Origin of the sequence: Arsenicicoccus sp. UBA2120 (assembly GCF_002330965.1) — a bacterium.
GTDB lineage: Bacteria > Actinomycetota > Actinomycetes > Actinomycetales > Dermatophilaceae > Arsenicicoccus > Arsenicicoccus bolidensis.
The window spans coordinates 62,255-79,785 of record NZ_DCYC01000070.1 but is presented as its reverse complement, the minus strand read 5'-3'; the positions used below and the strand labels follow the sequence as shown (position 1 = coordinate 79,785).

Below are 17,531 nucleotides of genomic sequence, written 5' to 3'. Positions count from 1 at the left end.
GTCGTGTGCATCCCCACCCCGACACCAGGCCCTCCGCTCACGTTCGGCGAGGCCATGCGGGCTGCCGTGAGGGAGCACGGTGATCAGCAGGCCTACGTCGAGGGTGCGCGCACCCTGACCTTCGCGGAGTGGGACCGAGCGGCCGCCGGGGTGGCCGAGCGGCTCGCCGGGCGGGGCGTCCGGCCCGGCGAGGTCGTCGCCCTTCTCCTGCCTTCAGGGATCGACTTCGCGATCGCGTATGCCGCAGTGCTCAGGCTCGGCGCGGTGGTCACCGCCGTCAACACCCGGCTGGGCGCGCACGAGGTCGGCGCGATCCTGCGCGCAAGCTCGCCGGCGCTCGTCGTGCGCGACGACACCGTGCCCTGGCCGGCGATCGACCCGGGCACGAGGGTGATTGGCCATGACGACATCGACTGGGCGGCAGCCCCGACGCGCGAGCCGGGGCCGGCGTCGACATCGCGACCGGACGACGCGGCCGTCATCATCTGGACGAGCGGGACGACGGGGGTCCCCAAGGGGGCGTGGTACGACCACCGTGGCCTGGCCGCGGCGGTGGCCTCGGCAGGCGCCATCGGGGGTCGGCGTGAGCGCCGACTGTTCAGCACCCCCTTCGCGCACGCTGGATACCTCGCCAAGGTGGTCGAACAGCTCGTCAGCGGCTCGACCCTGGTCGTCAGTCCCCAACCGTGGAGCGTGCAGGACATGGCACGGCTCCTGGTCGACGAGCGCATCGACCTCGCGGGCGGGGTGCCGACCCAGTGGGCCAAGCTGCTGACGGTGCCCGGCCTGGACCGGGCGGTCCTCCCGCACCTGCGTGTCGGTGTCGCCGCCACGGCTCCGGCCTCGCCCGAGCTCGTCGAGGCGGTTCGTGAGCGGCTGGGGTGCTCGCTCGTGGTCCGCTACGCGATGACCGAGGCGCCCAGCATCACCGGTACCGATCCGGCCGACCCGCCGGCGGTGCAGAGCCGGACCGTGGGGCGCCCCCAGGCGGGCATGGCGGTGCGGATCGTCGACGCGGACGACGTCGAGGTGGGTGGTGGCGAGACGGGTCACGTCCAGGTCCGGGGTGCCTGTGTGATGCGCGGGTACTGGCAGGCTCCCGCCTTGACGGAGGCCGCCTTCTGCGGCGACTGGCTCCGAACGGGCGACCTCGGCTGGATCGGCCACGGTGGCAACCTGGTCCTCGTCGGCCGCAGCAAGGAGATGTATATCCGTGGCGGCTACAACGTCTACCCGCTCGAGGTCGAGCACGAGCTGGCCGACCATCCCAAGGTGGCGAGGGTGGCGGTCATCGGCGTGGAGACGCCGGTGCTCGGCGAGCGGGGCATGGCCTGGGTCGTCCCCACTGATCCGGATGACCCGCCGACCCTCCGCGAGCTGAGGGAGCACGTCGGTGCCCGGCTCGCGGACTACAAGTCCCCAGACGATCTGCGCCTCGTTCCGGAGCTTCCGGTCACCGCCATGCTCAAGGTCGACAAGACGGCGCTCCAGCGGCTCGGCGACCCCGGGTCGGTCGACGTGCGCGTCGGGGGCGCCCCCACCGCGCCAGGTTCCACACCCCCTGCGCCAGCACCCCCACGAGGAGACTCATGACAACTACCGCACCGACCGACGCGCCATTCGACATGCTCGTCGAGAAGGGCAAGGTGCGCGAGTTCGCCACCGCGACCCTGGCCACCGACCCAGAGCTGCTCTCGGGCGCGGTGTCGCCACCGACCTTCCTGGTGTCCTCGGTGTTCTGGAGCGGAGTCTCGCCCGTGGCCCTCGCGGGGTTCGACCGCAGGCGACTCCTCCACGGTGAGCAGGAGTACCTCTTCCACGGGCCGCCACCAGGAGCAGGTCAGCGACTCACCGGCCGGCACCGCCTCGACAAGACCTACGAGCGCCCGGGCAGACGAGGCGGCACCATGCGATTCGCGGTCGTGGTGACGGAGTTCGTGGACGACAGCGGGAGGCTGGTGGCCGAGCAGCGGATGACCTTGGTGGAGACGGAGCCGATCGGGGAGGACCAGCCATGACCGGACCGATCACGATGGGATCGGGGGCCGAACGAGCCTTCGGACCCATCACGCGCCAGATGCTGGTCCGCTACTCCGGGGCCTCAGGTGACTTCAATCCGATGCACTACGACGACGGCTTCGCGCGCGGAGCCGGGTTTCCCTCGGTGTTCGCCCAGGGGATGCTGACGGCCGGTCTGCTCGGGACCTTCGCCAGCGAGTGGCTGGGTCCGCACAACATCCGTGGCCTCAAGGTTCGCTTCAAGGAACAGGTCTGGCCGGACGACGTCCTCACCTTCGCCGGACGGGTCGTCGCCATGAGCGAGAGCGACGAGGGTCCGCTGGCGACCGTCGAGGTGACCTGCACGCGTCAGACCGGCGCGACGGCGCTGTCCGGCACGGTGCGCTGCATCGTGCCGGAGACGACGGACGGAGCGCCGTGAGCGACTCGTCCTCGGCGTCCAGCAGGCAGGGGGTCACCCGCGAGCGGGTGGGCTGCTACGTCCTGCCCGGTGCTGCTACCGATCCTCGGCGCGGCCTCGACGAGGCTCGCGCCGCCGAGCGGCTGGGCCTGGGGACGGCCTGGCTCGGCGAACGCTACGACACCAAGGACCTCCCGTCCTTGGCCGGAGCCATCGGCCAGGTCACCGACCGGATCCGGATCGGCGCGGCCGTGACCCACCCGGTGCTGCGTCACCCGATGGTGCTCGCCTCGATGGGACAGACCCTCCAGGCGTTGACGGGCGGCCGCTTCGTCATGGGGTTCGGCCGGTCGGCCGCCTGGCGGTGGGCCGCGTACGGGGCCCAGGCTCCGACCCTGCGGGCTCTGGAGGACATCGCCTCGATCCTTCGTCGCCTGTGGGCTGGTGACACGGTCAGCCACGAGGGTCCGCTGGGCAGCTTCCCCCGGTTGCGCCTGGCCCAGCATCTCGAGCTGCCGCCGCCACCGCTCCTCCTCGCGGCCATCGGGCCCAAGACCCTCGACCTCGCCGGGCGGGCCTACGACGGCGTGATCCTGCACCCGCTGCTCACGCCGGAGGGCGTGCGGCGGTCGATCCTGCGGGTGCGCGACGCCGCGGCCGCGGCAGGTCGGGACCCGGACGCGATCCGGTGCGCGGCAACGCTCGTCGTCGCGCCAGACCTGGCCCCGGAGGCGGCCAGGGCGGCGGTGGACGCCCGTGCGGCGGGTTACCTCTCGGTGGCGGGTCTGGGGGACGCCATCGTTGGTGCCAACGGATGGGCGCGGGACGCCCTCGCTGCCTTTCGCGACCAGCCGGCGCTGAGAGATCTCGCCGGGCTGCCGGCCGACAAGAACCTCTCTCGGGACCAGCTCGCGGAGCTGGCCGAGGCGCTCCCGCACCACTGGCTGCCCGATGCGACCGCCGTCGGCTCTGCGGACGCCTGCGTGGCGCGGATCGGCGACTACCTGCTGGCGGGGGCGGACGAGATCATCCTGCACGGCGCCCGGGTCACCGAGCTGGATGCGCTGGTCGGGGCGATCCCGGCGCGACCGTCATGACGCCTGATCGACCGGGGCACGACACGCTCGTCGCGCGACTCACCCCCTGGTTGCTGGACCGACTCGTCGAGGACCACGGTCACGGTGTCGACGAGGTCTCCCTGCACGACGTCGCGCGGCCGGTCGTGGGACAGTCGTCCGACTTGTGGACCTACCGGCTGACCTGGCAGCTGCGCGGCCGGCAGCACGAAGCTCGCCAGGTGGTCCGGCGTGAGCCGGCTCCCGACGGAATCTTCCTGCGGCCGGACGTCCTCCGAGAGGCGGCGATCCTGCGAGGCCTGGCCGGGTCGAGCGTCCCGGTCCCGAGCGTGCGGTGGACGGAGCAGTCGGGTCGCGTGCTCGACCGGCCCTTCTTCGTCATGGACCTGGTGCCGGGTCGAGTGCCCGGCGCCAAACCGTCCATCCACTCCACCGGCTGGCTGACCGGCCTGTCGCCGACGGAGCGCCGGACCTTGTGGGACAACGCCATGGACGCGCTGGTGGGCGTCCACCAGGTGCGATGGGAGGACGACCTGGGGTTCCTCGCCCCAGCCGGGGACGCGACAGGTGCTGGCGCTCACCTGCGTCGGCTCACCGCGTGGTACCGCTGGGCCGCCCGAGAGCGGAGCTTTGCGATACCCGACGTCGCGCTGCGGTGGCTGCAGGACAATGTCTCGCGCGCCGGTGGCGGCCCGGACGCCTTGGTGTGGGGCGACGCGCGCGTGGGCAACATGATCTTCGGACCGGACGGCACCGTCGAGGCGGTCCTGGACTGGGAGGTCGCCAGCATCGGACCACGTGAGATCGACGTGGCCCACTGGCTCGTCTTCGACGAGCTCGCGACCGACGCCATCGGCGTCACGCGGCTCGAGGGTCTCCCAGGCCGGGACGAATCCATCGACACCTACGAGGAGCGCAGCGGTCACGCCCTGGCGAGTCTCGACTTCTTCGAGGTTCAGCAAGCCTTCTTCCTGGCGACGACCCTGATCAGGCAGGCGGACCGGCGCGTCGCCAGGGGCGAGCTGGAACCCGGCACCCGCATGGCGCACGAGAACGCCGCGACCATCCTCCTCGCGCGGCGTCTCGGCCTCGAGGTCCCCGAGCTGTCCGCGGACTACCAGCGCCACCGAGGCGGGTCGTGAGCGCGCAGATCGACGTGGCTCAGCTGCAGCATGCCCGCGGGCAGTGGCCCGCTCATCGCTGTGAGCTCGTCGCAGGAGCGATCACCATCTCGCCGCCCAGGGGGCGCTGGCAGGAGCTCGCCGTGTCCCGCCTGTCGACCCTGCTCGACCGGGCGACGCCCGCCGGTGACGGTCAGGTCCTCGTGGACGCCGAGGTGGTCCTCGGTCCCACCACCGTGGTCCGGCCCGACCTCGTCGTGGTTGGCGGGGGTCACCCGCACGGGCTGCCGGAGCTCGTGGTCGAGGTCCTCGACCGATCCCGACGTGCGGTGGTGACGGCCAACATGCGGGCGTACGCCTCGGCCGGCATACCTGCTGTGTGGTTCGTCGACCCGTTGGCCCCGTCCTTGACGGCGTTCGCGCTGACCACCGATACGTCCGGCGTCGTCGACCTGGTCGAGCGGGCCTCGGCGCGCGGGGACGAGGTGCTCGTCCTCACCGAACCCTTCCGAGTAGCCGTCCGGCCGTCCGGCCTGGGGATCGAGTAGCCGCAGCACACGAGCAAATGTAAACTGTTGACAGTTAGCTCTCACTGCGGGAGGATGCGTTCATCCGCAACCGCGACGGTTCGACCGGAGGTGCCACGTGCAGGCCGATCTCGAGGAACGCCTGATCCCGGTTCCCATGGACGCGTCGGGGGCCGTGGACATCTACTCCGGCGTCGCTCGCATCTCGGGTCGGGTCTGGGCTCGTGAGGTGCGCGTCAAGGGGTCGAAGCCGCGCACGGCGGTCGTGCTCTGCCACCCGACCGCGAACTTCCTCGGGCACTACCTGCTCGATGATCTTGCGCGGTCGGGAGTGGCGGCGGTCGGCATGACCACGAGGTACATCGGCAATGACAGCGCGCTACTCCTGGAGAACTGTGTCCTCGACGTGAGTGCGACCGTGGCCCGGCTGCGGGCGGACTACGACAAGGTGGTGGTCCTCGGCAACTCGGGGGGAGGGGGACTCGCCCCCCTCTACCAGTCGCAGGCCGAGCGGCCCACCATCCGCCAGGCTCCCGGGGGAGGAGGGCCCGACCTCACCACATCCGGCCTGGTGGCGGCCGACGCCCTGATCCTGCTGAACGCCCACCCCAGTCGCGCGTTGCTGCGAGCTGAGTGGATCGACCCGGCCATCGTGGACGAGGCGAAGCCGTTCGTCCGCACACCGTCCCTGGACATGTTCGACCCGGCCAACGGTCCGGCCTACCCGGAGCACTTCATCGCCGCCTACCGTGCGGCCCAGACGGCTCGCGTCGAGCGGATCACCGCGTGGGTCCTGGGCCAGGTCGAGGGTCTGGCGCGTCGTGGGGACGGCCTCACGGACCTGCCCTTCGTCGTGCACGGGACGACCGCCGACCTGAGGTTTCTCGATCCCGCGATCGACCCGAACGACCGTGACCTGGGGGTCACCTTGTGGGGTCCTCCGCAGACGGCGAACTACCTACCCGCGTCGCTGGCCCACTTCACGACGCTTCGTTCATGGCTGAGCCAGTGGAGCCTGGAGCACACCAATGCCGGTGTGCAGAACTTCTCAGAGATCGCGGCGCCGATCCTGGTCGTGCTCGGCACGGCGGACCCGACGGTCATGCCCTCCCACACCAGGCAGATCACCGATGCCATCGTGCACACGGACTGGGAGCGGATCGACGTCCCGGGCGGGACGCACTACTTCGAGGGACGGCCTGATCTCGTGCGCGACGTCGCCAGGTTCATGGCGGACTGGCTGGGGCGCCACGACATGCTCTGACCCGTCGCCTCACCGGGTCGCCGGAGCCCGGTCGAGTGCGCAGGCGACGAAGTCCGACTGGGCTGCGGAGAGCTGGACGCCTCTGCGCGTCAGGATGCTGAAGGGCATCTTCAGGTCCAGGTTGGAGACCGTGAGCTCGGCGAGGCTGCCGCACTCGAGCTCACGTGCGACGCTGGGCCGTGGGAGGCAGCTCAGGAGGACCCCTCCGGCCACCGCGGCCTTGATGAGCGAGATGCTGTCGCTCTCGAGAGTGATGTCGATGGTCTCGAGCAGGCTCAACAAGGCGTAGGTGAACTGGCGGCGGGAGTCGGAGAACCGCGGTTGGAGGCACCATGACTCGCTGGCTAGATCCGTGGCACTGAGCGCTGCCGATGCCGTCAGCCGGTGGCCAGGCGCGCACACGATGGCGAAACGATCGTTGAACCATCGCTGCTGCGCCAACGATCCACGGGCGGTCACCATCTCGATCAGGCCCACGTCCAGGGACATCTCCTCCATCCGCTCGATGACCGCCAAAGAGGGGAGGGCCGCAACGGTCACGTGCACCCGGGGGTGCATGCCCATGAAGGAGAGCAGGACCTCCCCGAGAAGGTGGTCGGCGACAGTGGGGCTCGCGCCGACGAGAAGGGACTCCCGAGCGGAGTCCGCGGCGACCTCTCGGTCGAGCTCGCCGGCGGACGTCAGCATCGATCGGGCTCGCGGCTGGAGCGCGCGGCCCTGCTCGGTGAGCTGGAGCGAACGCCCCTCTCGCCGGAACAGGGTGCGGCCCAACGCCTTATCGAGCGCGTGGATCGCCATGCTGGTCGCGGACTGCGTGAGGTGCAGCTCGTCGGCCGCTCGGGTCACGCTGCCATGGCGAGCCACGGCGTCGAAGACCTCGAGCTGGCGCAAGGTGAACCGCATCCGCCCTCGAATCATCAGGGATGTTGATCTGCTGAATCAATAATATCAGTTGGACTAATGCGTTGCGCGGACCTAGGTTCGAGGGAAGCAGCTGGGCGGGCGCGTCCCGTCGAGGGTCGTCCGAGCAGGAGTGAAGCCCATGGAACTACCGGGGACGTTCGAGCATGTGCGGTACGCCGTGGCCTCCGGTGTGGCCCAGATCGTCCTGGCACGTCCCGAGAGACGCAACGTGCTCGGCGTAGGTCCTGGGTCCAGCCGCACCGAGATCCTCCAGGCGCTGCTCGTGGCAGACCATGATGACGCGGTGGGCTGCATCCTCCTGCATGCCGAGGGGGACGCCTTCTGCGGAGGCGGGGACCTCACCGGCGCGGCCCTGCCCGAGGGGATCGACGGAGACCTCTGGCTCGTCACCCAGGTGGACGACTTCCACGCTCGCGTCCGTGCGGTGAGCAAGCCGGTCGTCGTGGCGGTCCAGGGCAGCTGCTTGGGCGCGGGTCTCGGCATGATCGTCCAGGCCGATCTCGTGCTGGCTGGCGACGATGCCCGCTTCGGCCTGCCCGAGGGCCGGTTCGGACATCCCGGCGGCGCCGAGCTGGCTGCCGTGGTCGGCGCCTCCTGGGCGAAGTTCCTGATCTTCACCGGGGAGACGATCGGCGCCCAGCAGGCGGTGGAGTGCGGTCTTGCTCTCGCCGTGATCCCCCGCGAGATGCTCCTGACAAGGGCTCTAGACCTGGCGCAGCGCATCGCGACGATGCCCCCCACCTCGCTCCGGCTGAACAAGCGCGCCATCGACGCCGCGGTGGAGTCGGCCGGCAGGGCGGCGGGACGTGTCGCGGGGCGCGCGGTCGACGTCCTGACCAAGTCGGCGAGCCACGCAGCCACGGCTCCGGACGGTCGCCGGTTCGAGGACATCGTCACCGCCCAGGGGGTGCGGGGCCTGAGGACCGCGACGGCGCAGCAGGTGCGGGGGAGCTGGTTGGACAGTGTCGCTGGTGACGGTGGAGGGGAGCAGACCTCATGACGACTCCGTTGGACGGCCTACGCATCCTCGACCTGACCAATGTGGTCATGGGCCCCTACGCCACCCAGGTCCTCGCCGACTACGGCGCGGACGTGATCAAGGTCGAGACCCCGGCGGGGGACACGACGCGGCAGATCCCGCCCATGCGCAACCCCGACATGGGCACGACCTTCCTGCACCTGAACCGCAACAAGCGATCCGTGGTGCTGGACCTGCGGGAGCCCGACGGTCGCGACGCCTTCCTGACGCTCGCCGACTCGTGCGACGCCTTCATCAGCAACGTCCGTCCCGCTGGCCTCGCCCGCCTGGGGATCGACTACGCCACGCTGTCAGCCCGGAACGCCCGCTTGATCTGGGTGGGGCTCACCGGGTTCGGGGAGGACGGACCGTACGCCGGCCGGCCGGCATACGACGATCTCATCCAGTCGCTCACCGCGGTGCCCGACATGCTCGTTCGCACCGGGTCCGACCACCCGCACTTCGTGCCCCTGGCCTTCAACGACCGTGCCGTGGGGCTGCACGCCGCCGTCGCCCTGCTCGCCGCCGTGCACCAGCGCGCCTCGACGGGGGTCGGCCAGCAGATCGACATCCCCATGTACGAGACGATGGCGCAGTTCACCCTGGGCGATCACATGGGTGGTCATACCTTCGAGCCGCCGATCGGGCCGCCCGGCTACCAACGGACGCTCAACCCGGCTCGGCACCCCTATCGGACCCTGGACGGCTACATCACGGCGATCGTGTACACCGACGCACACTGGCGCTCCTTCTTCGACCTCGTGGGCCGTTCCGAGGAGTTCTCGACGGACCCCAGGGTGGCGACCCTGCGCAGCCGCACCGAGCACTCCGAGGCGCTCTACCGCGAGGTGGGGGAGGCGGTGGCGACGGGCACGACGCAGGAGTGGCTCGCCCGGTTCGACGCGGCGGACATCCCGGCTGCTCCGGTCCACAGCCTGGAGTCGGCCATCTACGACGAGCACCTGGAGAGGGTCGGCTTCTTCCGTCTGGCCGAGCATCCCACCGAGGGTCTGGTGCGTGAGATGGCCATCCCGAGCCGCTGGCCCGACGTGAGCTTCCCGGCCCCGCGACCGGCCCCCTCGCTGGGGCAGCACACGGTCGAGGTGCTGCGCGAGGCGGGTGTCTCGTCCGAGGTCATCGCCCGGCTGGAGAGTCCCGCGGCGTCGGCGGAGCACTGCTCATGACGACCGACGTCCGCACCAGTCCTCCCGTCCTCGTCGTCGGCGCCGGTCCTGTCGGCCTGGCCCTGGCCCTGGACCTCGCCCAGCGAGGGGTCCGATCCGTCGTCCTCGAGCGGGGGACGGCCCAGTCCGCGCTGATGCCGGCCAAGGCGGGAACCCTCAACGAGCGAACCATGGAGCTGATGCGCCGGTGGGGACTGCGAGACCAGATCGTCGGCTGGGGTTGTGACGACGAGTACCCCAGAGACACGGTCTACCTCACCAGCCTCGTCGGCGGCCACCTCGTGGGGCGCTCGGCGATGCCCTCGGCCGCCGAACGCTGCGAGTCGCCCGGCAGCCCTGAGATCCTGCGCAAGTGCCCGCAGTTCGTCCTGGACCCCCTGCTGGCGGCGGCAGCGACGGCCACCGGTCTGGTCGACCTGCGTCACGAGACCCGCTTGGTCGACGTGGTCGACCTGGGTGACCACGTCGTGGCCGAGGTGGTGGATGGTGACGGACGCCACGAGCGCCTTCGGGCTGACTACCTCGTCGGCTGCGACGGGGCCGGCAGCACGGTTCGTCGGCTGATGCACATCCCCTTCGAGGGACGCACGCTGGACCACTCCGTGACCGTCGTCGTCGAGATCGACGAGCTCGAGCGCCACCACTCTCATGGCAAGGCCGAACGATTTCTCTTCCTGGGCCCAGACGGCGCGTGGTCCAACGCGACGTCGATGGACTACGACCGGATCTGGAGGTTCACGCTGCTGGGCTTCTCCGAGGCGCCGGACCTGGACACGATCGATGCAGCAGCCCAGGTGCGTCGGGCGCTCGGGAGCGACGAGATCCCGTTCCGCATCCTCGGGGTGGTGCCCTGGCGCCGGAGCCAGTGCGCTGCCAGGACCTTCGACCACGGGCGGGTCCTGCTCGCCGGCGACGCTGCCCACACCACATCCCCCACCGGCGGTCACGGCCTCAACACAGGCCTCGGCGACGTCTCCGACCTCGGTTGGATGCTGGCTGCCTGCCTCGAGGGATGGGGTGGTCCCGGGCTCCTGCACGCCTACACGCAGGAGCGGCGGCCGGTCGCCGTTCGCAACAGCACGCTGTCGAGCAGGAACTACGAGCAGTGGGTCGAGCCGCTCGACTACTCGCAGATCCTGGCATCGGGAGCCGAGGCCGATGCAGCCCGCCGCACCGTGGGGGACCGGCTCGTGACCTCCCTGCACGGCGAGTTCAACTCTCAGGGGGTCGGCCTCGGCTTCCGCTACGAGGGGTCGCCCATCGTCGTGCCGGACGGCACACCCGAACCTCCGGACGAGGTGAGCACGTTCGTCTCCACCGACCGCCCCGGTCACCGGGCCCCCCATGCTTACCTCGAGGACGGCCGGTCGACCCTGGACCTGTTCGGCGAGGGTTTCGTGCTGCTCAGGCTGGGGCCCAGGCCGCCCGACGCCAGGGCACTCGTCGTGGCCGCGGCCTCCGGGGGAGTGCCTCTGACGGTCATCCACATCGATGAACCGAGTGTCGCGAGGGCCTACTCGCGCGCGCTGGTTCTCGTGCGCCCGGATGGCCACGTCGCGTGGCGCGGTGACGTGGCGCCCGACCTCGACGACGCCGCCGCCATCATCGACACGGTGCGCGGCGCGCGTGTCGATGACCGTCGCCCCAGCACCACTCAGCCTCTCTCACGTCCCACCAAGGAGCATGCATGAACAGCACCGAGCCTGCACGACGCTGGCCCGCCTATGTGATCCGCGAGCCTGGCCCGGCCGCGCTCGTGGAGCTGACCGAGGCCGACCTCCCCCCGGGCGACGTCACCGTGGAGATCAGCCACTCGTCGTTGAACTTCAAGGACGGGCTGGCGGTGACCGGCAAGGGCCGGATCGCGCGCCGCCTCCCCATGGTGTGCGGCATCGACCTGGCGGGCACCGTGGCGGCCTCCGACAGTCCCGACTGGTCGGTCGGTGACGACGTGATCGTCACCGGGCACGGTCTCTCGGAGACGGAGCAGGGGGCCTACACCGCTCGTCAGCGGGTGCAGTCCGGATGGCTCGTGCGTCGTCCCGAGACGCTCACGGCCGAGCAGGCGATGGGGATCGGGACGGCGGGCCTGACGGCGATGATGTGCATCCTGCGGCTGGAGGAGGCCGGGGTGGTGCCAGGAGGCGGACCCGTGGTGGTCACCGGAGCGGGGGGTGGTGTCGGGAGCGTGGCCGTCGCCATCCTAGCCAAGCTGGGCTACGAGGTCGAGGCCGTGACCGGCCGCAGCGAGACCCATGACTACCTGAGTGCCCTCGGTGCTGCGGCCATCGTGGACCGGGCCCAGCTCGCCGAGCCCGGCAAACCCCTGCAGGCGGAGCGGTGGGCGGCGGCGGTGGACACGGTCGCGGGAGTGACCCTGGCCAACGTCCTGAGCCAGATCCGCTATGGCGGGTCGGTGGCGGCGTGCGGCCTCGCCAGCGGCAACGACCTGCCCACGACGATCCTGCCCTTCATCCTGCGCGGCGTGAACCTCCTCGGTGTCGACTCGGTCATGGCCCCCATGCCCGTGCGGATCGAAGCTTGGCGACGTCTCGGGACCGACCTGCCGGCACCCGCGCTGGCCGAGATCTCCCGCGTGGAGCCCTTCTCCGCCGTCCCCGCCCTGGCCGAGGACATCCTCGCCGGCCGAATTCGTGGCCGGGTCGTCATCGATATCGCCGCCGAGTCCGGCACGACCGACTCCTCCACTGACTGATCCACCGGCCCCACCAACGATCCATCCACGAGCAAGGAGAGACCCATGAGCACCCATACCTCGGTCGCCACCTCGGCACCAGCCCTCGTGCCCACCACCCCGACGATGTTGAACCACCTGGCGTACGTGACGCCGTGCGCCGAGGACACCGTCGACTTCTACACCCGGGTGATGCAGATGGACTTCGTGCAGGCCGTCATGGACGACCGCGTGCCCTCCACCGGCGAGCCCTTCCCCTACTTCCACATCTTCTTCCGGATGCGGGACGGGTCGACGCTGGCCTTCTTCGAGGCCCCCGAGCTGCCGCCGCGGGCCAAGCCGAGCCACCCGGCGTACGACACCTTCGACCACCTGGCGCTGCACACCGAGTCGGTCGAGGACGTCGACCGCTGGCACGCGCACATCACGGCCCAGGGCATCGACGTCGTCGGGCCGGTCAACCACGGCATCATCTACAGCATCTACTTCTACGACCCGATCAACGGGATCCGGCTCGAGATCACCACACCGCTCGACCCCGACTGGAACAACCAGGGGGCGGAAGCAGCCGTGGCGCTGAAGCGGTGGGTGGACGCCAAGGACCGGGCTCGGGCCAAGGGCACCTCGGTGCTCGACGAGATCGAGCTCAAGCACCGGATCACGACCGCCCTGGAGTCGGACTCGTGACCGGGGGGACTGGCCGTTGCCCGGTCGCTCATGACGTCGACCTGATGGACCCCGACTTCCTCAGCGTCCCTTTCGACTACCTGACGCAGCAACGGCGCGAGACCCCGGTGTTCTACGTCCCCGAGGTCGATCTCTACTTCGTCACCAGGTACTCGGATGCCGAGCGAGTCTTTCTCACGCGGGGTACGTACAGCGCCGGGAATGCCTCCTCTCCCATCTGGCAGCCGTGCGAGGCGGCCAAGGAAGTCATGCGCGCGATACCGCTCGTGCCGACCTTGAACAACGCTGACCCCCCTCGCCACGGCTTCATGCGCAAGGCCGTCCTCAAGGGGTTGACGCCGCGCAGGGTCGCTGCCATGGAACCCGTTCTGCGCTCGATCACCGAGGAGCTCGTCGCCGCGCTCTCCACGGAGCCCGTCGCTGACCTCATGAGTGGGCTGGCCGTTCCTCTGCCGGGATATGCCGGCTTCTCCCTGCTGGGTTTCCCCGAGCAGGACTGGGACATGGTCAAGGGATGGTGCCGGGGTCGGGTCCAGCTCACCTATGGTCGGCTCCCGGAGGACGAGCAGGTCGCCGTCGCCCGGACCAACCTGGCGTTCTGGACCTACTGCGAGGACCACGTGTCTTTGCGGGAGCGACAGCCCGGTGACGACATGACGACCGAGCTCCTGGCGTATGCCGCCGGCCGTCCGGACGAGGAGATGTCGCGCCTGGACGTGGTCCGCATCGTCTATGCGCTCGCTCTCGCCGGTCATGACAGCACGACCGCCGCCATTGGTGGTGGCATGCGGTACCTGCTGGGTCACCAGGACCAGTGGGCGGCCCTTGTCGGCGATCCCGACCTGATTCCAGGCGCGGTCGAGGAGATGCTGCGCTACGACCCGCCCATCCTCGGACACCGCCGGATCGCCCTCGAGGATGTCGAGATCGGCGGGGTGACCATTCCCGCCGGGTCGGGCATCATGCTCACCCTGGCTTCCGCGCACCGCGACGAGGCACGCTTTCCCGACCCGGACGTGTTCGACGTCACCCGGGAGGACGCCAGGGCCCATCTCTCCTTCGGCAAGGGCGTGCATCTGTGCCTCGGTGCGCCGCTCGCGCGTCTCGAGATGAAGGTCATGCTCGAAGTGCTGGTCTCGCGCCTGCCGAGGCTGCGGCTGGTCGAGGACCAGGCGTTCGCCATCGTGCCGAACCTGGTGTTCCGCAACCTGGAGCAGCTGCTGGTCTCGCCTCAGGGCGACGCTGAGCTCGCCGAGGCGCGTCATGGGTGAACGCCTCTCATCCCAGGGCGCGGACTTCCGCCGCACCGAGCGGGAGGGGGTCCTCACGGTCACCTTCACCAGGGATGCCAAGCTCAACGCGGTCAGCCAGGAGATGGTCGACGCGCTTCGATCGGCTGCAGTGGACCTCGGAGATCGCGACGACCTTCGGGCGCTCCTCATCAGGGCAGAGGGCAGGTTCTTCTCCGCAGGCATGGACATCGGCGAGACGATGGCGGGCCGCGACGACACCGATGGGCGCGACACCCGTCGGCTTCGTCGTAGCTATCGCCGGCTTCATCTGCTCTTCGACGAGCTGGAGGCGATCGAGAAGCCTGTCGTCGTCGCCGTCCAGGGTCCGTGCTGGGGGGTGGGGCTCGAGCTGAGCTCGTCCTGCGACTTCCGTCTGGCCACACCTCGGGCGACCTTCGCGTTGCCCGAGGTGCCCAACCTCGGCGTCATCCCTGGGTCGGGGGGGATCAGTCGGGTGACCCGACTGATCGGCCCTCACTGGGCCAAGTGGCTGACCATGGCCGGTGAGGTCGTCGACGCCGACCGGGCTCTGGCCATCGGCCTGGTTCACGCCGTCCACCCGAAGGATTCCTTCGACGAGGAGGTCGACGCGTTCATGCGCAAGCTCGTCGACCTCCCCGGCGATGCTGTCGGGCTGGCCAAGCTCGCGGTGGATACGGCGGCGTCGGTCGACCGCGGGACCGCTCGTGACTTCGACCGGGTAGCGAACACCGTCCTGCTCCTCTCCGAGGACCACAAGGCTCGCGTACGAGCCTTCGAGGAGCGACAGCACCGCGCCTGAGGCCCCTGCCAACCGCGCTTCAACCTGACGCTGGCGGGTCAAGGAGTCGTCAAAAATCTGACGTCGCCTTGGCGCTCACCCGAGCCTATGTCCGCACGACGAACACGTACTTGCGTGACGAGAAGTGGCAGAAGGACACGGGGTTCATGAACAAGCTGAGTGAACGACTGAAGACTCCTGTCGACGTGCTCAGGGCCGTCCCCGGGCAGGTGTACAACTGGGATATTCCTGTCGGTGCTGCCACCAGGCTCGAAGAGCTGTACATCGAGACCAAGACCCTCAAGGCCAAGCGCCCGATGCCCGAGTCCACGTTCGTGGACCGCTCGTTCGTCGCGACGGTCGTGGGCCAGCCGCGCCCCTGAGGGGAGCGAGGCAGACTCAGCTCTGGGTCACGAGCGGCCAGACGTGACCACCGGTGGCCAGGACCGCGCGCGTCACCGTGTCCTCGGACTCTGCGACGGTGCCGTACTCATTGGTCCAGGCGAGGATCGGCATCGTCAGCTGGCGCAAGGAGTGCTCCCACGTGGTGCCGATCGCGCCATGCAGCTGGTGGGCCGCCCTGACCACGGCCGAGCCGGCCTGGCCGGCGCAGGATCGAGCCACGGCGATGGATACGGGCAGCCCCTCACCGGTGAAATCGGTCTCGACCGCCTCGTCGAGGGCGGCCCAGGTGGCGGCTCGGGCCAGCGCCGCCTCGGCTGCAGCGTCGGCCAGTCGGTGCTGCACAGCCTGGAACTGCGCCAGGGACCGACCGAACTGAACGCGCTCGCCGACGTGCCGCACGGTGGCCGCGACGGCTGCGTCCATGGCTCCGCACATCTGTATGGCGCGTACGAGGGCGGCCCGATGACGAAGCGCCGCGACGACGTCTGTGGACACGGCGACGGCCGTCGGCCCCGGGGCTCCGGCTCGCACGGTGTCCCGCGGGAGACCTGCGAGGTTGGTCCCCGTCTCGATCTCCACCTCGCCCGGAAGCACGGCCTCCACCGAAGCGCCGTGGTGTGCCTCGGAGTGGATCAGCACGATGTGCTCGGCCTGAGAGGCCCAGGGCACGGCGCGTGCCTCCCCTGACCCGTCGAGCAGGGCCACGGTGGCGATCCCAGGGAGAGGGGGCAGGCTCGCTGACTCGAGTGCCCAGGAGGCCAGCAGGTCGTGCTCGGCCAGGGGCAGGTGTATCCCGTGCGCGGCCGTCCCCTCGTGCAGCGCCGCGGCGTCGTGCCAGGAGCCGCCCGAGCCGCCTCGCGCCTCGGCGCTGGTCAGGAGGGTCAGGCCCAGCCCCTCGAGCAGGTTCCACCGCGTGCGATCGAGGCCGGACACGTCATGGTCGGGTCCTGGTCGATGCTCGCGGAGCACCTCGTCCAGCAGGCCCACCAGCTCTGGATCGGCCTGTCGCGGAATCGAGCTCATCGCAGCCCCAGTCCTCGTGCAATGACGCCCCGAAGGACCTCGTTGGTGCCACCACGCAGGGTGAACCCTGGTCTTTGGAGCAGGCCTGCGCCCAGGAGCGGATCGTCGGGGTCGACACCGCCGGACAGGTGCACCTGCTCGATGAGGTCGCCCTCGAAGGTCGTCCCCAGCACCTTGACGACCGCAGCGGCGGTGTCGGCCTTGTCACCGCGCTCGACGGCCGCGTTCACCGCCATCGACATGTGGTGCAGCCCGCGCAGCCGAGCGAACGATCGGCCGACGGACAGGTCCGCCGACTGCTCCGGGGCTGTCGCGGCACGCGCCACCTGAACCTCGTACAGCGGGAACGCGCAGAGGAAGCGCTCAGGGCCGCTGCGCTCGTAGGCGAGCTCGGAGGTCACCTGGTGCCACCCCGCCCCGATGTCGCCGAGGACCCGTGCGTCCGGGACGAAGACGTCCTCGAGATGAACCTCGTTGAAGTGGTGCTCGCCGGTCATGGAGACGATCGGCCTGACCTGCAGGCCGTCGGAGCCCAGATCGACGATGAGCTGGCTGAGGCCGTGGTGCCGCTGTGCAGGGTCGAGCGGGCTGGTGCGTGCGAGCACGAAGAACGCCTCGGAGGCGTGGGCTCCCGAGGTCCATACCTTGGTGCCCGTGACGCGCCAGCCCCCGTCGACCTGACGGGCTCGGGTGCGGACGCTCGCGAGGTCGGAGCCGGAGTCTGGCTCGCTCATCCCGATCGCGAAGAAGCACTCACCCGCGGCGATCCGCGGGAGGTAGAACCGTTTCTGCTCCTCGCTCCCGAACCGGAGCAGGCTGGGGGCTGCCTGGCGGTCGGCTACCCAGTGGGCGGCGACGGGAGCCCCGGCCGCGAGCAGCTCCTCGGTGACGACGAGCCGTTCCACGAACGTCCGTCCGTGCCCGCCGTACTCCGTGGGGATCGTCATGCCCACCCATCCGCGGGACGCCAGCTGGCGGGAGAACCCAGGATCCCACCCCGTGATCCACGCATCGATCCCTGGACGGAACCGTCCGGCCAACCGCTGCTCGTCGAGGAATCCGCGCACCTCGTGCCGGAGGGCTGTCAGCTCCGCTGTCGCGGAGACACCCGGTGGGACAAGGGTCTGGGTCATGTC

Annotated in this window: 18 protein-coding genes; 15 read left to right on the top strand and 3 right to left on the bottom strand. The window is 70.1% G+C overall.

Translation table 11 applies throughout. The annotated features are described in order from the left end of the window. Positions 1-3 precede the first annotated feature (3 nt). The 7 genes from B2P18_RS10545 (at position 4) to B2P18_RS10515 (ending at position 6,407) form a co-directional block, all read left to right on the top strand. Positions 4-1,593 (top strand): class I adenylate-forming enzyme family protein, encoded by a 1,590-nt coding sequence (locus B2P18_RS10545; protein WP_286958885.1) that lies wholly within the window; start codon positions 4-6, stop codon positions 1,591-1,593. After that, complete coding sequence (locus tag B2P18_RS10540) at positions 1,590-2,018, top strand: FAS1-like dehydratase domain-containing protein (RefSeq protein ID WP_286958366.1); 429 nt, start codon at positions 1,590-1,592, stop codon at positions 2,016-2,018. The genes B2P18_RS10545 and B2P18_RS10540 overlap by 4 nt, the downstream gene beginning before the upstream one ends. Then, entirely contained in the window at positions 2,015-2,440 is a 426-nt protein-coding gene (locus B2P18_RS10535) for a MaoC/PaaZ C-terminal domain-containing protein (protein WP_286958367.1), read from the top strand. The genes B2P18_RS10540 and B2P18_RS10535 overlap by 4 nt, the downstream gene beginning before the upstream one ends. After that, positions 2,437-3,516, top strand: a complete 1,080-nt coding sequence (locus tag B2P18_RS10530) for a TIGR03857 family LLM class F420-dependent oxidoreductase (protein WP_286958369.1) — start codon at positions 2,437-2,439, stop codon at positions 3,514-3,516. The genes B2P18_RS10535 and B2P18_RS10530 overlap by 4 nt, the downstream gene beginning before the upstream one ends. Next, a complete protein-coding gene (locus B2P18_RS10525) occupies positions 3,513-4,637 on the top strand; it encodes a phosphotransferase family protein (protein WP_286958876.1) in 1,125 nt (374 codons plus the stop codon). Before B2P18_RS10530 ends, B2P18_RS10525 begins: the two co-directional genes overlap by 4 nt. After that, positions 4,634-5,164, top strand: coding sequence for a Uma2 family endonuclease (locus tag B2P18_RS10520; RefSeq protein ID WP_286958371.1), 531 nt, complete (start codon positions 4,634-4,636; stop codon positions 5,162-5,164). The genes B2P18_RS10525 and B2P18_RS10520 overlap by 4 nt, the downstream gene beginning before the upstream one ends. A 97-nt stretch (positions 5,165-5,261) precedes the next feature. Further along, the gene (locus B2P18_RS10515; RefSeq protein ID WP_286958372.1) at positions 5,262-6,407 is read left to right on the top strand and encodes an alpha/beta hydrolase; all 1,146 of its coding nucleotides are present in this window, start codon (positions 5,262-5,264) and stop codon (positions 6,405-6,407) included. Positions 6,408-6,416: 9 nt separating this feature from the next. Here B2P18_RS10515 and B2P18_RS10510 read toward each other — a convergent pair whose 3' ends face one another. Further along, complete coding sequence (locus B2P18_RS10510; RefSeq protein WP_286958873.1) at positions 6,417-7,310, bottom strand: LysR family transcriptional regulator; 894 nt, start codon at positions 7,308-7,310, stop codon at positions 6,417-6,419. 139 nt (positions 7,311-7,449) lie between these two features. Between B2P18_RS10510 and B2P18_RS10505 the strand changes: the two genes are divergently transcribed. From B2P18_RS10505 to B2P18_RS10470, 8 genes are all read left to right on the top strand, one after another. Then, positions 7,450-8,331 (top strand): enoyl-CoA hydratase/isomerase family protein, encoded by an 882-nt coding sequence (locus B2P18_RS10505; protein ID WP_286958374.1) that lies wholly within the window; start codon positions 7,450-7,452, stop codon positions 8,329-8,331. Beyond that, positions 8,328-9,533, top strand: coding sequence for a CaiB/BaiF CoA transferase family protein (locus tag B2P18_RS10500; RefSeq protein WP_286958376.1), 1,206 nt, complete (start codon positions 8,328-8,330; stop codon positions 9,531-9,533). The genes B2P18_RS10505 and B2P18_RS10500 overlap by 4 nt, the downstream gene beginning before the upstream one ends. Beyond that, positions 9,530-11,224 (top strand): FAD-dependent monooxygenase, encoded by a 1,695-nt coding sequence (locus tag B2P18_RS10495; RefSeq protein ID WP_286958377.1) that lies wholly within the window; start codon positions 9,530-9,532, stop codon positions 11,222-11,224. The genes B2P18_RS10500 and B2P18_RS10495 overlap by 4 nt, the downstream gene beginning before the upstream one ends. Next, a complete protein-coding gene (locus B2P18_RS10490) occupies positions 11,221-12,249 on the top strand; it encodes an MDR family oxidoreductase (RefSeq protein WP_286958378.1) in 1,029 nt (342 codons plus the stop codon). The genes B2P18_RS10495 and B2P18_RS10490 overlap by 4 nt, the downstream gene beginning before the upstream one ends. A 45-nt stretch (positions 12,250-12,294) precedes the next feature. Beyond that, positions 12,295-12,915 (top strand): VOC family protein, encoded by a 621-nt coding sequence (locus B2P18_RS10485; protein ID WP_286958379.1) that lies wholly within the window; start codon positions 12,295-12,297, stop codon positions 12,913-12,915. A 44-nt stretch (positions 12,916-12,959) separates the two neighbouring features. Further along, positions 12,960-14,186, top strand: coding sequence for a cytochrome P450 (locus B2P18_RS10480; protein ID WP_286958858.1), 1,227 nt, complete (start codon positions 12,960-12,962; stop codon positions 14,184-14,186). Next, positions 14,179-14,988 (top strand): enoyl-CoA hydratase/isomerase family protein, encoded by an 810-nt coding sequence (locus tag B2P18_RS10475; RefSeq protein WP_286958847.1) that lies wholly within the window; start codon positions 14,179-14,181, stop codon positions 14,986-14,988. The genes B2P18_RS10480 and B2P18_RS10475 overlap by 8 nt, the downstream gene beginning before the upstream one ends. Positions 14,989-15,134: 146 nt before the next feature. Continuing rightward, positions 15,135-15,350 carry a hypothetical protein gene (locus B2P18_RS10470; protein WP_286958383.1) on the top strand — a complete coding sequence of 72 codons (216 nt, stop codon included), beginning with the start codon at positions 15,135-15,137 and terminating at the stop codon, positions 15,348-15,350. A 16-nt stretch (positions 15,351-15,366) separates the two neighbouring features. Here B2P18_RS10470 and B2P18_RS10465 read toward each other — a convergent pair whose 3' ends face one another. After that, positions 15,367-16,395 (bottom strand): acyl-CoA dehydrogenase family protein, encoded by a 1,029-nt coding sequence (locus B2P18_RS10465; RefSeq protein WP_286958384.1) that lies wholly within the window; start codon positions 16,393-16,395, stop codon positions 15,367-15,369. Beyond that, positions 16,392-17,528, bottom strand: a complete 1,137-nt coding sequence (locus tag B2P18_RS10460) for an acyl-CoA dehydrogenase family protein (RefSeq protein ID WP_286958385.1) — start codon at positions 17,526-17,528, stop codon at positions 16,392-16,394. The genes B2P18_RS10465 and B2P18_RS10460 overlap by 4 nt, the downstream gene beginning before the upstream one ends. Positions 17,529-17,531: the final 3 nt, after the last annotated feature.

Excerpts from the sequence above, each read along its gene's own strand:
- B2P18_RS10540 (WP_286958366.1), top strand. The coding sequence starts at position 1,590 with ATGACAACTACCGCACCGACCGACGCGCCATTCGACATGCTCGTCGAG.
- B2P18_RS10535 (WP_286958367.1), top strand. The coding sequence starts at position 2,015 with ATGACCGGACCGATCACGATGGGATCGGGGGCCGAACGAGCCTTCGGA.
- B2P18_RS10525 (WP_286958876.1), top strand. The coding sequence starts at position 3,513 with ATGACGCCTGATCGACCGGGGCACGACACGCTCGTCGCGCGACTCACC.
- B2P18_RS10510 (WP_286958873.1), bottom strand. The coding sequence starts at position 7,310 with ATGCGGTTCACCTTGCGCCAGCTCGAGGTCTTCGACGCCGTGGCTCGC.
- B2P18_RS10505 (WP_286958374.1), top strand. The coding sequence starts at position 7,450 with ATGGAACTACCGGGGACGTTCGAGCATGTGCGGTACGCCGTGGCCTCC.
- B2P18_RS10500 (WP_286958376.1), top strand. The coding sequence starts at position 8,328 with ATGACGACTCCGTTGGACGGCCTACGCATCCTCGACCTGACCAATGTG.
- B2P18_RS10495 (WP_286958377.1), top strand. The coding sequence starts at position 9,530 with ATGACGACCGACGTCCGCACCAGTCCTCCCGTCCTCGTCGTCGGCGCC.
- B2P18_RS10490 (WP_286958378.1), top strand. The coding sequence starts at position 11,221 with ATGAACAGCACCGAGCCTGCACGACGCTGGCCCGCCTATGTGATCCGC.
- B2P18_RS10485 (WP_286958379.1), top strand. The coding sequence starts at position 12,295 with ATGAGCACCCATACCTCGGTCGCCACCTCGGCACCAGCCCTCGTGCCC.
- B2P18_RS10480 (WP_286958858.1), top strand. The coding sequence starts at position 12,960 with ATGGACCCCGACTTCCTCAGCGTCCCTTTCGACTACCTGACGCAGCAA.
- B2P18_RS10475 (WP_286958847.1), top strand. The coding sequence starts at position 14,179 with ATGGGTGAACGCCTCTCATCCCAGGGCGCGGACTTCCGCCGCACCGAG.
- B2P18_RS10470 (WP_286958383.1), top strand. The coding sequence starts at position 15,135 with ATGAACAAGCTGAGTGAACGACTGAAGACTCCTGTCGACGTGCTCAGG.
- B2P18_RS10465 (WP_286958384.1), bottom strand. The coding sequence starts at position 16,395 with ATGAGCTCGATTCCGCGACAGGCCGATCCAGAGCTGGTGGGCCTGCTG.
- B2P18_RS10460 (WP_286958385.1), bottom strand. The coding sequence starts at position 17,528 with ATGACCCAGACCCTTGTCCCACCGGGTGTCTCCGCGACAGCGGAGCTG.